Raw genomic sequence first — 17269 nt, forward strand, 5'->3', positions numbered from 1 at the left:
GGCTCACCTCGCCGGTTCGAGCGCGGCGATCTCGGGGTGGTGCAGGTCGAACGCCGGGGACTCGCTGCGGATCCTCGGCAGGGTGCGGAAGTTGTGCCGCGGCGGCGGGCAGGAGGTCGCCCACTCCAGCGAGCGGCCGTAGCCCCAGGGGTCGTCGACGCCGACCGGTTCGCCGTACTTGGCCGTCTTCCAGACGTTGTGGAAGAACGGCAGGATCGACAGGCCGAGCAGGAACGACCCGATGGAGGAGAGGGTGTTCAGGGCGGTGAAGCCGTCGGCGGCGAGGTAGTCGGCGTAGCGGCGCGGCATGCCCTCGACACCCAGCCAGTGCTGGACCAGGAAAGTCAGGTGGAAGCCGGCCGTGAGGGTCCAGAAGGTGATCTTGCCGAGGCGCTCGTCGAGCATCTTGCCGGTGAACTTCGGCCACCAGAAGTGGAACCCGGCGAACATCGCGTACACGACCGTGCCGAAGACGGTGTAGTGGAAGTGCGCCACGACGAAGTAGGTGTCGGAGACGTGGAAGTCCAGCGGGGGCGAGGCCAGGACGACGCCGGTCAGGCCGCCGAAGAGGAAGGTGGTCAGGAAGCCCAGCGTCCACAGCATCGGCGTCTCGAAGCTGAGCGAGCCCTTCCACATGGTGCCGATCCAGTTGAAGAACTTCACGCCCGTCGGCACCGCGATCAGCATCGTCATGAAGGCGAAGAACGGCAGCAGCACACCGCCCGTGACGTACATGTGGTGCGCCCACACCGTCACCGACAGACCCGCGATCGCGATCGTCGCGCCGACCAGTCCCATGTAGCCGAACATCGGCTTGCGGGAGAAGACCGGGATCACCTCGGAGACGATGCCGAAGAACGGCAGCGCCAGGATGTACACCTCGGGATGGCCGAAGAACCAGAACAGGTGCTGCCACAGCAGCGCTCCGCCGGTGGCCGAGTCGAAGATGTGACTGCCGAACTTCCGGTCGCACTCCAGCGCGAACAGCGCCGCCGCCAGCACCGGGAACACGATCAGCACCAGCAGCGCCGTCAGCAGCACGTTCCAGGTGAAGATCGGCATGCGGAACATCGTCATGCCCGGAGCGCGCATGCAGATGATCGTGGTGATGAAGTTGACCGCGCCCAGGATCGAGCCGAAGCCGGACAGGGCCACGCCCATGATCCACAGGTCGGCGCCGATGCCCGGTGAGTAGACCGCGTTCGACAGCGGGGCGTACAGGAACCAGCCGAAGTCGGCGGCTCCTCCCGGGGTGAGGAAACCGGCGGCGGCGATCGAGGAGCCGAACAGGAACAGCCAGAAGGCCAGCATGTTCAGCCGCGGGAACGCGACGTCGGGCGCGCCGATCTGCAGCGGCATGATCCAGTTCGCGAAGCCCGTGAACAGCGGCATCGCGAACATCAGCAGCATGATCGAACCGTGCATCGTGAACGCCTGGTTGAACTGCTCGTTCGACATGATCTGCAGACCCGGCCGGGCGAGCTCGGCGCGCATCATCAGCGCCATCACCCCGCCGACGACGAAGAACACGAACGCGCTGACCAGGTACAGCGTGCCGATCCTCTTGTGGTCGGTGGTGGTCAGCCAGTCCACCCACGCGGCCCGGCGCACCACAGGCGTCCCCACCGAGGCGGTCCCTCCGGACGACGGCGGCACCGGACGGGGCCGTCCGTCCTCCGTGGCTCCGACCTTCTCCATGCGTATCTCGTCCACCGGACGTCTTCCTCCCCAGGCTGTTCCGCGCGCCCATGATCGGCGGCGGGGAGAGGGGTCCGCATGGGGCGAAGGGTCCCTGTACGGGTCTCCGGGCAGGGGTCGATGGTCCCTGTTCCCGCCGTCAGCGCTCCGCGTGGAGGGCGGGCGGCGCTTCCCGGGCGGCCCCCGCGGGCCACACGATCTCCACGGGGACGCCCCGGGCGCGGGCGTAGGTCACCAGGTGGGCGGTGGCGTCGCGGCCGTTGGACGGGGAGCCGTCCCGGACGGCCAGGAGGAGGCCGCCGGCGGCGACGAGCCGTTCGTCCACGCCGACGCAGGAGTCGCGCTCCGCCGGGTCGTAGGTCAGCAGGCGCACCTCGTCGGCGAGGGTCAGCAGCTCGCCGGCCGCCATCCGGTCCCGCCGGGGCGGCATGGCCGGCACCCCGATACGCGTGGGGATCACCACGGCCAGCGAACACCCCGCCGCCCGCGCGGCCCGGCCGGACGCCGGCGGCGTTCCCGCGCCGGTGCGCACCATGGCCACGGCCGGGGCGGGCCGCCGCGCCAGCCGGGCCCGCAACGCGTCCTCCACCAGCAGGAGCGTGGCGGGGGTCAGGTCGGCGTGCCCCACCACCGCGATGTGCCCGCCCGTCGTGCCGTCGTCGCCCGCCGTTGTCATCGTCCCGTCCCCGCCGGCCTCGTCGTCCGACACCCGCCGGACCCCTCGGTACGGCCGGCGGGCGCTGCCCGCGAGCCAGTGAAGTCCGGACGCACGCCGGCCGCCAGGGCCGAACGTCCCTTCCGAGGACCCGGATTCGAGGACCCGGACCCACCGACAGCCGGCCGCGCGGCCTCGGACCGGGAGCACGGGGCGGGGGCAAGGGCCGGAAGTACGGGGCGGGAATCGGTCCCTCCCGGCCGGTCCGTCAGCCGGTGGTGCGGGGTTCGCGCCACATGGGCCACATGCGCGGGCCGTCCGGGAGGATCAGGGGCTCACCGGACGCCTCGAAGCCGAGGCGCCGGTACAACCGGGCGCTGCGCTCGCTGCTCGCCTCCAGGTACGCCGCCAGCCCTTCCCGGTCGCAGCGGTCGAGGACGGAGCCGATCAGCGCGGTGCCGAGCCCCTCGCCCTGGCGACCGGGTGCCACGCCGATCATCCACAGGTACTCGTGGGCCCGCCCCGAGGGGTGGATCTCCGCGGTGAGCCGGCCGATCAGCTCCACGCGCTCGTTGTCCGGGTCGACGGCCTGGCGCATCCGGGCGAAACCGTCGTCGTCCGGCTGCTCCTCGCCGTGCCCGGGCTCGTCCGCCGGTACGGACATCCAGAGGGCGCACGCCGAGCCGTCCTCGGTGAGGTCGACACGCCCCTCGGCGAGCACGACGTCGGTGAAGGCGGCCATGAGCCTGTGGTGCGTCGTACGGCGGTACTCGTCGCCGGGGAAGACCCAGCCACTGACCGGGTCGTCCTGGAACGCCTCGTCCAGGAGCCGGACGACCAGCTCCCGGTCCCCGTCCCCAGCCGTCCGGATCGCCACGCCCATGTCCGCCCCTTCACCTCAACCGACGTTGCACGTACGGACGTTGAGCGTAGCGGGACGGCCGTCGCGGGGAGGGCGGGCCCCGCACACCGTGGGGAAGTGCGGGACCCGCCGGACCGGAGCCACGGTGCCGTGCGGGGTCAGGAGCCGCACGGCACCCTGTGACTCCGGGGCCGGGGAGACGGCCGGCGGGCCGTCAGGTGGTGCGCCGTGTCACGAACTCGGCCAGGGACAGCAGCCCGCCCGCCGCCTCCGGATCGGGAACCGCGCGGGCCACTTCCTGCATCGCCCGGGCCATCCGGTCGGCCGCCTGGGTCTGCGCCCAGTCCCGGCCGCCCGCCCGTTCCACGGCCAGTGCGAGCTCCTCCAGGTCGTCCTCCTCGTGGTGCGGGGTCGCGTACACGGCGGCGAGTTCCGCGGCCTCCGGGGTGCCGGAGGTGAGCGCGGCGACCACCGGAAGCGACTTCTTGCGGGCGGCCAGGTCCGCGCCGGCCGACTTGCCGGTGCGGCGCGGATCACCCCATATGCCGATCACGTCGTCGATGAGCTGGAAGGCCAGTCCCGCCTTCCGGCCGAACCCGTCCAGTGCCGCCACGTCCGCGTCCCCGGCGTCCGCGTACAGTGCCCCGATCGCGCAGGCGCAGCCGAGCAGCGCGCCGGTCTTGGACTCGGCCATGGCGAGCGTCTCGGCGAGGGTGACCTCGTCGGGGCCCCGCTGCTCCATGGCCGTGTCGGCGTGCTGCCCCGCGCACAGTTCGACCACGCAGTCCGCGAGCCGGGCCGCCGCCGCCGAGGCCGCCGGATGGGGGTCCTCGGCGAGCAGCCGCAGGGCGAGCGCCTGGAGGGCGTCCCCGGCGAGGATCGCGCCGGCGTCCCCGAACACGGTCCAGGCGGTGGGCCGGTGGCGGCGGGTGGTGTCCCGGTCCATCACGTCGTCGTGCAGCAGCGTGAAGTTGTGGACCAGTTCCACGGCGGCCGCCGCCCGTACGGCGGCCGCCCGGGCCACGGGCCCGCCCAGGGCGGAGGCCGCGGCGAGCACCAGGGCGGGGCGGATCGCCTTGCCCGAACCGCCCCCGGCCGGGGTGCCGTCCGTCTGGTCCCAGCCGAAGTGGTGGAGCGCGATGCGGCGCATCGGGCCGGGCAGCGAGCCGACGGCGGCCCGCAGCACCGGGTCGACCGCGGCCCGCGCCCGCTCCAGCAGCACCGTCGCCTCGTGCCCGTCACCGGGCCGCTGCTCCGGCACGGCCGGCACCGTGGCCGTGCTCTCCGTCGCACGCCCCGTCTTCGGCTCCGTGATGGACTCCGTCATCGACTCCCCCCTGGGACCGACTCGGTGAAGGAGCGGAAGGATGGCGCCTCCGCACCCGTCGAGCGCATACCTCCGAGGTGTACCCGCCCGGGCGGGCGGGGACACGGTGTGCGGGACGGGAGCCGGCGGCAGGTCATCGCCAACGGCCGATCTCGACGTTCTCCAGGACGCCGAGCGCGTCCGGTACCAGGACCGCGGCCGAGTAGTAGGTCGTGACCAGGTACTTGATGATGGCCTGTTCGTTGATGCCCATGAACCGCACGGACAGACTCGGCTCGATCTCGTCGGGGATGCCGGCGGCCCGCAGTCCGATGACGCCCTGGTCCTCCTCACCGGTACGCAGGGCGATGACGGAGGTCGTCCGGGCCTCGGTCACCGGGATCTTGTTGCACGGGAAGATCGGCACCCCCCGCCAGGTGGGGATGCGGTTGCCGCCCATGTCGATGGTCTCCGGGACCAGTCCCCGCCTGTTGAGCTCACGGCCGAACGCGGCGATCGCGCGCGGGTGGGCGAGGAGCAGCCTGGTCCCGCGCCGCCTGCTGAGCAGCTCGTCCATGTCGTCGGGGCTCGGCACGCCGTCGTGGGGCTGGATCCGCTGGTCGTACTCGCAGTTGTGGAGCAGACCGAAGTCGCGGTTGTTGACGAGTTCGTGCTCCTGGCGCTCCTTCAGTGCCTCGACGGTCAGCCGGATCTGCTGCTCCGTCTGGTTCATGGGCTGGTTGTAGAGGTCGGCCACGCGGGTATGGATGCGCAGCACGGTCTGGGCGACACTGAGTTCGTACTCGCGCGGCCTGGCCTCGTAGTCGACGAAGGTGTGCGGGATGTCCGGCTCTCCGCTGTGACCGGCCGCGAGGTCGATCTCCTTCTCGCCGTATTTGTTGGTGCGCTGCCCCGGGACCGTGAGTCGCCGGCGGAGGTGTTCGCGCAGGGTGTCCGACCGCTCGGCGACCTGTTCGACGGCCTCGCGCGGCAGCACGAGCACGGTGCAGGCGGTGAGGGTGCGGGCGGTGTACTCCCAGATGGCGTCCTCGCCCAGCAGCGCCTGTTCGCCGAAGTAGGCGCCGTCGGCGAGGACTCCGAGGGACTCGTCCTCGCCGTAGGGCCCGGTGCCGACCCGCTCCACCCTGCCGTGCGCCAGCAGGTACACCTCGTCGGCCGGGCTGCCGAAGGAGGCGATGACCTGACCGGCCCCGATCTCCCGCTGCCGGCAGCGGGCGGCCAGCTCGGCCAGCACCTCCTCGTCCTCGTACGACCGCAGCACCGGAATCTCGCCCAGCTCCGCGGGGATGACCTCGACGCGGTCGCCGGTCTTCACGAACGTCAGCCGGCCGTCACCCACGGCGTACGTCAGCCGCCGGTTGACACGGTACGTACCGCCCTGCACATCGACCCAGGGCAGCATGCGCAGCAGCCAGCGCGAGCTGATCTCCTGCATCTGCGGCACGGACTTGGTCGTGGTGGCCAGGTTCCGCGCGGCCGCCGTGCCGAGGCTCTGCTGCTGCCCGGCCTGCTCCGAACGGACCTCTTCGCCTACCGACATAGAGAATGCCCTCCCCAATGGTGATCCCGCACCCGGTCGTGCCGGGCGCGGCATTGCGCGATCAAGCCTTCCTCACGGAGCGTGCGCACACCATTACCCGATCGAGCGGGATTGGATCTTGGGAGGGCTGGGCACACATGGGGCACCCGTCCGATGGGGCCGTACCGGAAGGAAATTGTCCGGATCGGCTCGCACAGGGGACGAACCAGTAGTTGAACGCGCTCCTTTTCGGTATAGGCCCGGTAGCGAGCGGTCGCGAAGGGTGGCCGCCGCCCGGCACGAAGGAGGGCGGTCATGGCCCCACCCATGTCCGCGAGCGCGTTCCTGCGCGCGCTGAAGGCGGAAGGACTCACGGTCGTCGAGGTCGGCGACTGGCGCGACCACAACCGCGACCACAAGGGCCCGTGGGGCCCGGTCCACGGCGTGATGATCCACCACACCGTGACCAAGGGCAGCGCCCGCACGGTCGACATCTGCCGCAAGGGCTACGAGGGCCTGCCCGGACCCCTGTGCCACGGCGTCATCACCAAGGACGGCCGGGTCCACCTCGTCGGCTACGGCAGGGCCAACCACGCGGGGCTCGGCGACGACGAGGTGCTCCGGGCGGTGATCGCGGAGCGGGCGCTGCCGAAGGACAACGAGGCGAACACCGACGGCAACCGGCACTTCTACGGATTCGAGTGCGAGAACCTGGGCGACGGCGAGGACCCCTGGCCGGCGGCCCAGCTGGAGGCCGTCGAGAGGGCCGCGGCCGCCGTGTGCCGTCATCACGGCTGGAACGAGCGGTCGGTGATCGGGCACAAGGAGTGGCAGCCGGGGAAGGTGGACCCGCGCGGGTTCACGATGGGCTCGATGCGGAAGCGGATCGGCGACCGGCTGAAGTGACGCGCGGGCGCGACGGCGCGCGGCCCGCCTGGCGACAACCCGTCGGAAGCTGTCGCCCGCTCCCCTGGGGCCCGCGGCGGTCCGCTCCTAGCGTGGTGAACCGTCCCTGACGGTCCCAGGAGAAGGCCTCGCCATGCAGTACGTCGCCCCGGTCGGCATCGGTGTCCTCTACGCCCTGCTGATGTCCCTCGTCCGCGAACCGCACCGGCGGCGCCTGAACGCCCTCATGGTCGCCGGTGCGGGCGCCGCCTACCTCAGCGGCGGCGACCTGGGCGGCTGGGAGTTCGCCTTCACGGCGCTGGTCACCTGGGTCGCGTTCCGCGGCCTGGAGTCCTGGACGTTCATCGGCGTCGGCTGGCTGCTGCACACCGCGTGGGACATCGTCCACCACGTCAAGGGCAACCCCATCATCCCGTTCGCCCACACGTCCTCCCTGGGCTGCGCGATCTGCGACCCGGTGATCGCGCTGTGGTGCCTGTGGGGCGGCCCCTCCCTGATCGACGTGCTCCGCGACCGCGACCGCGGCCGCGAGGAGCCGCGGGCGACAATGGTCCCGTGACCGGCTCCGACACCCCCGTCCCCCGCGACGCCCCCGCGGGCCTGCGTCCACGGCTGCCCTCCCCGCTGCGGGAGGCCGCGGACGGGCGGTTCGAGCGGCACGGGGTGCGGCTGCTGCTGAAGCGGGACGATCTGATCCACCCCGAACTGGTCGGCAACAAGTGGCGCAAGCTCGCGCCGAACCTCGCCGAGGCGGCCGGGCGGACCGTGCTCACCTTCGGGGGCGCGTACTCCAACCACCTGCGGGCCACGGCCGCCGCCGGCCGGCTGCTCGGCCTGCGCACCGTCGGCGTGGTGCGCGGGCAGGAACTCGCCGGCCGCCCGCTCAATCCCTCGCTGGCCCGGTGCGCGGCCGACGGGATGCGGCTGCACTTCGTCGACCGGTCGACGTACCGCCGCAAGACCGAGCCGGAGACCCTGGCGGCCGTGCTGCGCGCGGCGGGCGCCGAGGACGCGTACGTCGTGCCCGAGGGCGGCAGCAACCCCGCCGCCGTGCGCGGCTGCCGGGCGCTCGGGGAGGAGCTGGCCGGCCGGGCGGACGTGGCGGCGGTGGCCTGCGGCACCGGCGGCACGCTGGCCGGACTGGCCGCCGGGCTCGGCGGCGGAACGCGCGCGCTGGGCATACCCGTGCTCAGGGGCGGCTTCCTGGCCGATGACATACGGGCCCTGCAGGGCGAGGCGTTCGGCGGCCCGCGCGGCGACTGGAGCCTCGACGACCGCTTCCACTTCGGCGGCTACGCCCGCATCCCCCCGGAACTCGACGCGTTCGCCGAGGACTTCGAGCACCGCCACGGCATCCCGGTCGAACGTCTCTATGTCGCCAAGTTGCTTTACGCCCTTGTCGCCCTCGCGGAGGAAGACGCGTTCCCGCGCGGGAGCACGGTCGCCGCGGTGATCACCGGCCGGCCCTTCCCGTGAGCGGTCAGGTCGTCTCCCGGAACGCCGCCGCCTCCTCCAGGTCCAGCCGGCGCAGCAGCGTGCGCAGCATCTCGTCGTCGATGTGACGGCCGTCGCGCAGCCGGACGAACACCTCGCGTTCCGCGCTGATCATCTCCCGTGACAGCCGCCGGTAGGTGTCGTCCACCGACTCCCCGGTGACCGGGTTGACCTGCCCGAGCCGTTCCCAGACGGCGTTGCGGCGGCGTTCCAGGACGGTGCGCAGGCGTTCGGCGAGCGGTGCGGGCAGGGTGTTGCGCCCGTCGGCCAGGAGCTCGTCCAGACGCTGCTCGGCGACCCGGGAGGCCTGCGCCTGGGCGTTGGCCTCGGCCAGGGTCTCGGCCCGCGCGTCGCGTCCGGGGAGCTTGAGCGCCCGGATCAGCGGGGGCAGTGTCAGGCCCTGCACGACCAGGGTGCCGATGACGGTGGTGAAGGTCAGGAAGAGCAGCAGGTTGCGCTGCGGGAAGTCCTCGCCCTCGGCGGTGACCGGGATCGAGAAGGCGATGGCCAGCGAGACCACGCCGCGCATTCCGGCCCACGCGATGACGAACGGCGCCTTCCAGCCGGGTCTCCCCTCGCGTTCCCTGATCTTCGCCGACAGCAGCGGCGGCAGCCAGGTGGCCGGGTACACCCAGACGAACCGCATGACGACGACCACCGCGAAGACGGCGACCGCGTACCAGGCGGCGTCGGCGCCCTCGTACTCGCCGAGTCCTCTCAGGACGACGGGGAGTTGCAGTCCGATCAGCGCGAACACCGCGGACTCCAGGACGAACGCGACCATCTTCCACACCGCGTCCTCCTGGAGGCGGGTGGCGAAGTCGACCTCCCACGCGCGGTGCCCCAGGTAGAGGGCGACGACCACCACGGCGATGACGCCGGAGGCGTGCACCTGCTCGGCGGCGGCGTACGCGACGAACGGGATCAGCAGGGAGAGCGTGTTCTGCAGCAGCGCCTCCTTCACACGGGTGCGCAGCCAGTGCAGCGGTGCCATCAGCACCAGGCCGACCACCAGTCCGCCGACCGCCGCGAGCAGGAACTCGCCGATCCCCCCGGCCCAGGTCGCGCCCTCGCCGACCGCGGCCGCCACGGCCACCCGGAACGCGGTGATCGCGGTGGCGTCGTTCAGCAGGGACTCGCCCTGGAGGATGGTGGTGATCCGGGAGGGCAGCCCCACCCTGCGCGCCACCGCCGTCGCCGCGACCGCGTCCGGCGGGGCCACCACGGCGCCGAACACCAGCGCCGCGGTCAGCGGCAGGCCCGGCACGATCAGGTACAGGACCCAGCCGACGGCGAACGTCGCGAACAGCACGTACCCCACCGACAGCAGCGCCACCGGCCGCAGTTGCGCCCGCAGGTCGAGGTAGGAGCTCTCGGTGGCCGCCGTGTGCAGCAACGGGGGCAGGACGAGCGGCAGGACGATGTGCGGGTCGAGCGTGTACGCGGGCACCCCGGGGAGGTAGCTGACCACCAGCCCGGCGGCGACCAGCAGCAGCGGCGGCGGCACCGGGGTGCGGCGGGCGGCCGCGGCGATCGCGGCACTGCCCGCCACCAGCAACAGCAGCGGCATCACGTCCATGTCCGGCCCACCCTCGTTTTTCCGCGCGGCTCTCCGCGCGGGCGTCGTAATCTGGCAATCATGAAACAGTGCACGCACGCCGACGCGCTGCCGCACCCGGAACCCGTCCCGCTCGGTGAGACGTGTCCGGAGTGCCTGCGGGACGGCACCGATCCGGTGCAGCTGCGCCTCTGCCTCACCTGCGGTCACGTCGGGTGCTGCGACTCCTCGCCGAACCGGCACGCCACTGAGCACCACAACGAGACCGGCCACCCCGTGATGCGGACCCACGAGCCCGGCGAGGACTGGCGCTGGTGCTTCGTCGACCACGTACTCGTGTGACCCGGCGTGACCCCGGTGCCGGACGGTTCGACCGTCTGACGTCTGGGTACGTCAATGCGGCGCGCGCTCTTCCCATTTGGGAGCCGCAGACCCCTAGCCACGGAGCGTATTCATAGTTTTACTATGAGTGACAGCATGCGGGTCGGGGTCCCGGGGACAGGACCGTCGAGAGCGCGATAGCGTCACCGCTGAACCACGTAGCGCGTTACCCGGGGGCGAACCAGGCCCTGAAACGCTTGTACCACCTTGGAGGTGAGGGTGTCCCAGATCGCAGGCGAGCCCGCGACCCAGGACTTCGTGGAAGTCCGGCTGCCGGCCGCGGGGGCCTACCTGTCGGTGCTGCGTACGGCCACGGCCGGCCTCGCGGCCCGTTTGGACTTCACCCTCGACGAGATCGAGGACCTGCGCATCGCGGTCGACGAGGCTTGCGCGATCCTGCTCCAGCAGGCCGTGCCGGGTTCGGTGCTCAGCTGTGTCTTCCGGCTCGTCGACGACTCGCTCGAGGTGACCGTCTCGGCGCCGACCACGGACGGTCACGCCCCTTCGCGGGACACCTTCGCCTGGACCGTGCTGTCCGCGCTCGCGGGCAAGGTCTCCTCCGCCGTGGACGAGGACAAGACCGTGTCGATCAGCCTCTACAAACAGCGCGGCGCGGGACCCGGGCCGGCGTGAGGAGCGAGGACGGGCCGGTGCGGGACGAAGAACGCGGCACACGGGAGCTGCCGGCCGAGCGCGTGCCGGACGGCATCGACGGCATCCCCGAGCAGGCCCGGCCGCACCCGGAGGACGACTCCACGGAGGCCGTCACCCCGGGCGGCGGGCAGTCCGGGGGTGCCGGGCGGAGCACGCCCGCGGCCGGGTCGGCCGGGGTCGCTCCGGGTCGAGGGGGCGCCCCCGCCAGGGCCAACCCGGCGGGGGACGAGGCGAGCGCTCGGGGAAGGGCGACGGGCGGGACGATGAGCGAGCACGAGCGACACGCCGAGGACGAGGCGCCGCGGGCGCCCGCCACCCGGGGCGCGCGGAGCACCCCCGGTGCTTCGGGCACCCAGGGCGGGTACGCGCACCACGACCCGCAGGACCGCAGCGGGGCGCGCGCCATGTTCCTCGAGCTGCGCACGCTGCAGGACGGCACTCCCGAGTACGCGGAGCTGCGCAACCGCCTGGTGCGCATGCACCTGCCGCTCGTCGAGCACCTCGCGCGCCGCTTCCGCAACCGCGGGGAGCCGCTGGACGACCTGACGCAGGTCGCCACCATCGGGCTGATCAAGTCGGTCGACCGCTTCGACCCCGACCGGGGGGTGGAGTTCTCGACGTACGCGACCCCGACGGTCGTCGGCGAGATCAAGCGGCACTTCCGCGACAAGGGCTGGGCGGTGCGGGTGCCGCGCCGGCTGCAGGAGCTGCGGCTGTCGCTCACCACGGCCACGGCGGAGCTGTCCCAGCTGCACGGCCGCTCCCCCACGGTGCACGAGCTGGCCGAGAAGCTGGCCATCTCCGAGGAGGAGGTCCTGGAGGGCCTGGAGTCCGCGAACGCGTACTCCACGCTGTCCCTGGACGTCCCCGACACCGACGACGAGTCCCCGGCGGTCGCCGACACCCTCGGCGCCGAGGACGAGGCGCTGGAGGGCGTGGAGTACCGGGAGTCGCTCAAGCCGCTGCTGGAGGACCTGCCGCCGCGCGAGAAGCGGATCCTGCTGCTGCGCTTCTTCGGCAACATGACCCAGTCGCAGATCGCGCAGGAGGTCGGCATCTCGCAGATGCACGTCTCCCGGCTGCTGGCCCGCACCCTGGCCCAGCTGCGGGAGAAGCTGCTCGTGGAGGAGTGACCCGGCGCGGCCGCCGGGGCGCTACTTCCCGGCGTTCCCGGGTCCCCGGATGCCGAGGGCCCGGGTCGTCTCGGGGTTGAGCAGCAGGACGAGCGCGGTGACGGCCACGACGGAGAGCAGGATTCCGGCGGGGATGGCCACGCTGTCGGAACGCAGCAGGTTGTAGGCCACCGGCAGCGCGACGATCTGTGTGATCACGGCGGGGCCGCGGCTCCAGCTCCGCCGGGCGAACAGTCCCCGCGCGGCGAGCAGCGGGAGCAGCGCGAGCACGATCAGCGTCACCCCGCCGGTGACGGCCTGCCGGCGGTCGTCCGGTTCGCCGGTGAGGGCGAGGACCGACATCCACACGCCGCCGGCCACCAGCGCGAGCCCCTCCAGGGCGGCCAGTGCCGCGGCGTACGTCAGACGGCGCGGGCGGGGGCCGGTGGCGTCCGGGGCGGTGGTGGGGGTCTGCTCACTGCTCACCCCTGAAGGGTAGCCCTCGCCGTGCGCGCCCCCGTGTCGAGGTTCACGCCCCGTCTCCCTCTCCGCCCCCGCCTCGGTCTGGGCCCGGTACCCCTCAGTAGGTACCCTGCACGTCATGCGTGCACTTCTCGTGGTCAACCCGGCGGCAACCACCACCAGTGCGCGCACGCGCGATGTGCTGATCCACGCGCTCGCCAGCGAGATGAAGCTGGAGGCGGTCACCACCGAGTACCGCGGACACGCCCGCGACCTGGGCCGGCAGGCCGCGGAGAGCGACGACATCGACCTGGTGGTGGCCCTCGGCGGGGACGGCACGGTCAACGAGGTCGTCAACGGTCTGCTGCACGCGGGGCCCGACCCGGAGCACCTGCCCGGTCTCGCCGTGGTCCCCGGCGGCTCCACCAATGTCTTCGCCCGCGCCCTGGGCCTGCCCAACCAGCCCGTGGAGGCCACCGGCGTCCTGCTGGACGCGCTGCGCGAGGGCCGCGAGCGCACCGTCGGCCTGGGGCTGACCTCGGGCACGCCGGGCTCGGAAGACGAGGCCGTACCGGCCCGCTGGTTCACCTTCAACGCGGGGCTGGGCTTTGACGCCGGCGTGGTCGGCCGGGTGGAGCAGCAGCGGGAGCGCGGCAGGAAGTCGACCCACGCGCTGTACATGCGCCAGGTGGTCCGTCAGCTGCTCGGCGAGCCGCACCGGCGGCGCGGGGTGATCACCCTGGAGCATCCGGGCGAGGAGCCGGTCACCGATCTGGTGCTCTCCATAGTCTCGAACACCTCGCCGTGGACGTTTCTCGGCAATCGCCCGATCTACGCGTCACCTAAGGCCTCGTTCGATACGGGCCTCGATCTCTTCGGCCTGAGCCGGCTTTCCACCGCCGCGGTTGCCCGGTATGGCACCCAGTTGCTCACTTCGTCCCCGGAGCGCGGACCCCGCGGCAGGCATGCGGTCTCCCGGCACGATCTGACGCGCTTCACCTTGCATTCGAAGGTGCCGTTGCCCCTCCAGATGGACGGTGACCACCTGGGGCTGCGAACCAGCGTGACGTTCACAGGCGTACGCCGTGCACTGCGTGTGATTGTGTGAGCAGAAAGGGCCAAAGTCCTTTCAGTCGAACGTTTAGGCCAGGATCCACCCCATGGAAGTACGGCTGTGACCTAGTCGACACCGAAGAATCAAAAAAAACTTTCCGGAAGGGGTTGTATCCGCCGCCGAGGTTTGCGAGTCTCTTCTTGGCGATCGGGACGGCCCGCAACACCGGCCTCCACAGATCACCGGAACCCCTCTTCAAACCCAAGGACCACGCCAGCGAACCTGGCGGTCGGCCCTTCCCTTGTTGAGGGATTCGTGAAAGCGTTCACATTCACAAGCAATCGCATTACATACCCAGGAGAGGTAGCAGCCATGGACTGGCGTCACAACGCCGTTTGCCGCGAGGAAGACCCCGAGCTCTTCTTCCCCATCGGCAACACCGGTCCTGCGCTGCTGCAGATCGAGGAAGCCAAGGCCGTCTGCCGTCGCTGCCCGGTGATCGAGAGCTGCCTGCAGTGGGCGCTCGAGTCCGGTCAGGACAGCGGCGTCTGGGGTGGTCTCAGCGAGGACGAGCGTCGCGCGATGAAGCGCCGTGCCGCCCGCAACCGGGCCCGTCAGGCCTCCGCCTGACAACCCACCCCTGCTGACAGCCTGAGCTTGGCGGCGCGTACGGCGCGTACGCATCTCCCGCCCCCGAGCCGCAGCGCGCAGTTGAGCAAGAGCCCCGGCCGCTTTCAGCGGTCCGGGGCTCTTCGCCGTCCGTGCAAGTCCGCGCACGCCTGTGCGGGTCCGCGCCGTCCGTGCCCGCTACTTGTCCGACTGCACCGGGACGTCCAGGATCACCCTGGTCCCCCGCTCCGGGGCCGGCACCATGTCGAAGCTGCCGCCCAACTCGCCCTCCACCAGGGTCCGTACGATCTGCAGACCGAGGTTGCCCGCGGTGTGCGGGTCGAAGCCCTCGGGCAGACCCACGCCGTCGTCCTGCACGGTGACCAGCAGGCGGGCCTCCTTCGTGGTGCCGCCACGGACCGCCGACACCTCGACGGTGCCGGTCTCGCCCTCGCGGAAGCCGTGCTCCAGGGCGTTCTGCAGGACCTCGGTCAGCACCATCGACAGCGGCGTGGCGACCTCGGCGTCGAGTATGCCGAAGCGGCCCGTGCGCCGGCCGGTGACCTTGCCCGGGGAGATCTCGGCGACCATCGCGAGGACGCGGTCGGCGATCTCGTCGAACTCCACGCGCTCGTCCAGGTTCTGGGACAGCGTCTCGTGCACGATCGCGATGGACCCCACCCGGCGCACCGCCTCCTCCAGCGCCGCGCGGCCGCGCTCGGACCCGATGCGCCGCGCCTGCAGCCGCAACAGCGCCGCCACCGTCTGGAGGTTGTTCTTCACCCGGTGGTGGATCTCCCGGATGGTCGCGTCCTTGGTGATCAACTCGCGTTCGCGGCGGCGGAGTTCCGTGACGTCCCGGAGCAGCACCAGCGAACCGATGCGCGTCCCCTTCGGTTTGAGCGGGATCGCCCGGAACTGGATCACCCCGTCGTGCGCCTCGATCTCGAACTCGCGCGGCGCCCAGCCGCTGGCGACCTTGGCCAGCGCCTCGTCCACGGGGCCGCGGGAGGGGGCGAGTTCGGCGGTGGTCCGTCCGAGGTGATGGCCCACCAGGTCGGCGGCGAGGCCCATGCGGTGGTACGCGGACAGGGCGTTCGGGGAGGCGTACTGGACGATGCCGTCGGCGTCGAGCCGGATCAGCCCGTCGCCGACGCGGGGCGAGGCGTCCATCTCGAGCTGCTGGTTCGCGAACGGGAAGGAGCCGGCCGCGATCATCTGCGCGAGGTCCGAGGCGCTCTGGAGGTAGGTGAGCTCCAGCCGGCTCGGGGTGCGCACGGTGAGCAGGTTGGTGTTGCGCGCGATGACCCCGAGGACGCGCCCCTCCCGCCGTACGGGGATGGACTCGACCCGTACGGGGACCTCCTCGCGCCACTCCGGGTCGCCCTCGCGCACGATCCGGCCCTCGTCCAGGGCCGCGTCCAGCATGGGGCGGCGGCCGCGCGGGACGAGATGGCCGACCATGTCGTCCTGGTAGGAGGTGGGGCCGGTGTTGGGCCGCATCTGGGCGACGGAGACGTAGCGGGTGCCGTCGCGGGTGGGGACCCACAGGACCAGGTCGGCGAAGGAGAGGTCGGAGAGCAGCTGCCACTCCGAGACCAGCAGGTGGAGCCACTCGAGATCGGTGTCGTCGAGGGCGGTGTGCTGGCGTACGAGTTCGTTCATGGAGGGCACGTCAGCGAGCGTACCCGGCGGTCTGCGGGACCGCGGAACACCCGCGGGCCGCGGCGCCTGGGAGGGACCCTCAACCCTCCCGGCACCGCAGCCCGGAGCAATATCGGCCGTGGGGTGTGCGGTCCCGGTCGGCCGAAGGACGAGGAGCCGGGGCAGTCAGGGCAGAGAGCTCCGGTTCCTCGGTTCCACCTTCCTGTGCGGGGAAGGCAGGCTTGGTGTGCCCTGTGTACGCATTGTGGACTAGACCACTGTTCCTGTAAATGCGTCGGACGCTGTTCTTCGATGTCACTTCGTCGTCAGTCCGGACCCATGGGTCCCCGTCCCGCAGCCTAACCCGTGGGGGTCCCGTGCGGGGCCGGTCGGCCGGGTCGATTTCGGCGCGCGGCCCCCGCGCCCGCTCTGTTAGATTGAGATTGGTCTAAACCACATCGCAGCACCGTACGGGCCCGCGCCGGCGGGTCCGGTCCCAGTCGAGTCCTCCTCAAGATCGGCAGGCCCACCGTGGAAGTTGTCATCGTTGCGGACGCCAAGGCGGGCGGCGAGCTCATCGCCGAGGCCATGGCACAGCTCCTGCGGCGCACGCCCGACGCCCTGCTGGGCGTGGCGACCGGCTCGACGCCGCTGCCCGTCTACGAGGCGCTGGCGGCCAAGGTGCGCTCCGGTGCCGTGGACGCCTCGCGGGCGCGGATCGCCCAGCTCGACGAGTACGTGGGACTGCCCGCCGACCACCCCGAGTCCTACCGCTCGGTGCTGCGGCGCGAGGTGCTGGAGCCGCTCGGGATCGGGATGGACGCCTTCCTGGGCCCCGACGGCACCGCCGAGGACGTGCAGGGCGCGTGCGAGGCGTACGACAGGGAGCTGACGGAGGCCGGCGGCGTGGACCTCCAGCTGCTCGGGATAGGCACGGACGGGCACATCGGGTTCAACGAGCCGTGCTCCTCGCTCGCCTCGCGCACCCGGATCAAGACGCTGACCGAGCAGACCCGGGTGGACAACGCCCGCTTCTTCGACGGCGACATCGACCAGGTCCCGCACCACGTCATCACCCAGGGCATCGGCACCATCCTGGAGGCCCGTCACCTGGTCCTGCTCGCCACCGGCGAGGGCAAGGCGGACGCGGTCGCCGCGACCGTCGAGGGGCCGGTGGCGGCGGTGTGCCCGGCGTCCGCGCTGCAGCTGCACCCCCACGCCACGGTGGTCGTCGACGAGGCAGCCGCCGCCAAGCTGAAGCTCGCCGACTACTTCCGGCACACCTACGCGAACAAGCCGGACTGGCAGGGCATCTGAGCGGCCGCCCATGGTCT

At 71.8% G+C, this 17269-nt stretch carries 17 protein-coding genes; 9 read left to right on the plus strand and 8 right to left on the minus strand.

Annotated features, from left to right (window positions below):
- Positions 1–3 precede the first annotated feature (3 nt).
- The 5 genes from ctaD to AB0A94_RS17455 form a co-directional block, all read right to left on the minus strand.
- The gene (gene ctaD, locus AB0A94_RS17435) at positions 4–1713 is read right to left on the minus strand and encodes a cytochrome c oxidase subunit I (RefSeq protein ID WP_361745157.1); all 1710 of its coding nucleotides are present in this window, start codon (positions 1711–1713) and stop codon (positions 4–6) included.
- Positions 1714–1837: 124 nt separating this feature from the next.
- Positions 1838–2374 (minus strand): hypothetical protein, encoded by a 537-nt coding sequence (locus tag AB0A94_RS17440; RefSeq protein WP_361745288.1) that lies wholly within the window; start codon positions 2372–2374, stop codon positions 1838–1840.
- Positions 2375–2621: 247 nt separating this feature from the next.
- Positions 2622–3236 carry a GNAT family N-acetyltransferase gene (locus AB0A94_RS17445; RefSeq protein ID WP_361745159.1) on the minus strand — a complete coding sequence of 205 codons (615 nt, stop codon included), beginning with the start codon at positions 3234–3236 and terminating at the stop codon, positions 2622–2624.
- 193 nt (positions 3237–3429) lie between these two features.
- Complete coding sequence (locus AB0A94_RS17450) at positions 3430–4542, minus strand: family 2 encapsulin nanocompartment cargo protein polyprenyl transferase (RefSeq protein ID WP_361745161.1); 1113 nt, start codon at positions 4540–4542, stop codon at positions 3430–3432.
- A gap of 133 nt (positions 4543–4675) precedes the next feature.
- Positions 4676–6082 carry a family 2B encapsulin nanocompartment shell protein gene (locus AB0A94_RS17455; RefSeq protein ID WP_361745163.1) on the minus strand — a complete coding sequence of 469 codons (1407 nt, stop codon included), beginning with the start codon at positions 6080–6082 and terminating at the stop codon, positions 4676–4678.
- A gap of 294 nt (positions 6083–6376) precedes the next feature.
- Between AB0A94_RS17455 and AB0A94_RS17460 the strand changes: the two genes are divergently transcribed.
- The 3 genes from AB0A94_RS17460 (at position 6377) to AB0A94_RS17470 (ending at position 8443) form a co-directional block, all read left to right on the plus strand.
- Positions 6377–6967 (plus strand): N-acetylmuramoyl-L-alanine amidase, encoded by a 591-nt coding sequence (locus tag AB0A94_RS17460; RefSeq protein ID WP_361745165.1) that lies wholly within the window; start codon positions 6377–6379, stop codon positions 6965–6967.
- 133 nt (positions 6968–7100) lie between these two features.
- Complete coding sequence (locus AB0A94_RS17465; protein ID WP_361745166.1) at positions 7101–7526, plus strand: DUF6010 family protein; 426 nt, start codon at positions 7101–7103, stop codon at positions 7524–7526.
- Entirely contained in the window at positions 7523–8443 is a 921-nt protein-coding gene (locus tag AB0A94_RS17470) for a pyridoxal-phosphate dependent enzyme (protein WP_361745168.1), read from the plus strand. Before AB0A94_RS17465 ends, AB0A94_RS17470 begins: the two co-directional genes overlap by 4 nt.
- A gap of 4 nt (positions 8444–8447) precedes the next feature.
- Here the strand turns inward: AB0A94_RS17470 and AB0A94_RS17475 are convergent, their stop codons facing one another.
- Complete coding sequence (locus tag AB0A94_RS17475; RefSeq protein ID WP_361745170.1) at positions 8448–10040, minus strand: Na+/H+ antiporter; 1593 nt, start codon at positions 10038–10040, stop codon at positions 8448–8450.
- 60 nt (positions 10041–10100) lie between these two features.
- Between AB0A94_RS17475 and AB0A94_RS17480 the strand changes: the two genes are divergently transcribed.
- From AB0A94_RS17480 to AB0A94_RS17490, 3 genes are all read left to right on the plus strand, one after another.
- Positions 10101–10361, plus strand: a complete 261-nt coding sequence (locus AB0A94_RS17480; RefSeq protein WP_217129570.1) for a UBP-type zinc finger domain-containing protein — start codon at positions 10101–10103, stop codon at positions 10359–10361.
- Positions 10362–10619: 258 nt separating this feature from the next.
- Entirely contained in the window at positions 10620–11033 is a 414-nt protein-coding gene (locus AB0A94_RS17485) for an anti-sigma regulatory factor (protein WP_004925829.1), read from the plus strand.
- 17 nt (positions 11034–11050) lie between these two features.
- Positions 11051–12187, plus strand: coding sequence for an RNA polymerase sigma factor SigF (locus AB0A94_RS17490; RefSeq protein WP_361745172.1), 1137 nt, complete (start codon positions 11051–11053; stop codon positions 12185–12187).
- Positions 12188–12208: 21 nt separating this feature from the next.
- Here AB0A94_RS17490 and AB0A94_RS17495 read toward each other — a convergent pair whose 3' ends face one another.
- A complete protein-coding gene (locus AB0A94_RS17495) occupies positions 12209–12652 on the minus strand; it encodes a hypothetical protein (protein ID WP_361745174.1) in 444 nt (147 codons plus the stop codon).
- 115 nt (positions 12653–12767) lie between these two features.
- On the opposite strand from AB0A94_RS17495, the gene AB0A94_RS17500 reads away from it, so the two are divergent.
- Together AB0A94_RS17500 and AB0A94_RS17505 are read left to right on the plus strand one after the other, a co-directional pair.
- On the plus strand, positions 12768–13736 hold the full coding sequence (locus AB0A94_RS17500; protein WP_361745176.1) for a diacylglycerol kinase family protein: 969 nt from the start codon (positions 12768–12770) through the stop codon (positions 13734–13736).
- Positions 13737–14054: 318 nt separating this feature from the next.
- The gene (locus AB0A94_RS17505; protein WP_030219886.1) at positions 14055–14312 is read left to right on the plus strand and encodes a WhiB family transcriptional regulator; all 258 of its coding nucleotides are present in this window, start codon (positions 14055–14057) and stop codon (positions 14310–14312) included.
- Positions 14313–14489: 177 nt separating this feature from the next.
- Here the strand turns inward: AB0A94_RS17505 and AB0A94_RS17510 are convergent, their stop codons facing one another.
- Positions 14490–15965 carry a PAS domain-containing sensor histidine kinase gene (locus tag AB0A94_RS17510; RefSeq protein ID WP_361745178.1) on the minus strand — a complete coding sequence of 492 codons (1476 nt, stop codon included), beginning with the start codon at positions 15963–15965 and terminating at the stop codon, positions 14490–14492.
- A 501-nt stretch (positions 15966–16466) separates the two neighbouring features.
- Here AB0A94_RS17510 and nagB point away from each other — a divergent pair.
- Positions 16467–17252, plus strand: a complete 786-nt coding sequence (gene nagB / locus AB0A94_RS17515) for a glucosamine-6-phosphate deaminase (protein WP_361745180.1) — start codon at positions 16467–16469, stop codon at positions 17250–17252.
- The last annotated feature ends 17 nt before the right edge of the window (positions 17253–17269 follow it).

It is taken from the genome of Streptomyces sp. NPDC044984 (assembly GCF_040646935.1).
Lineage (GTDB): Bacteria > Actinomycetota > Actinomycetes > Streptomycetales > Streptomycetaceae > Streptomyces.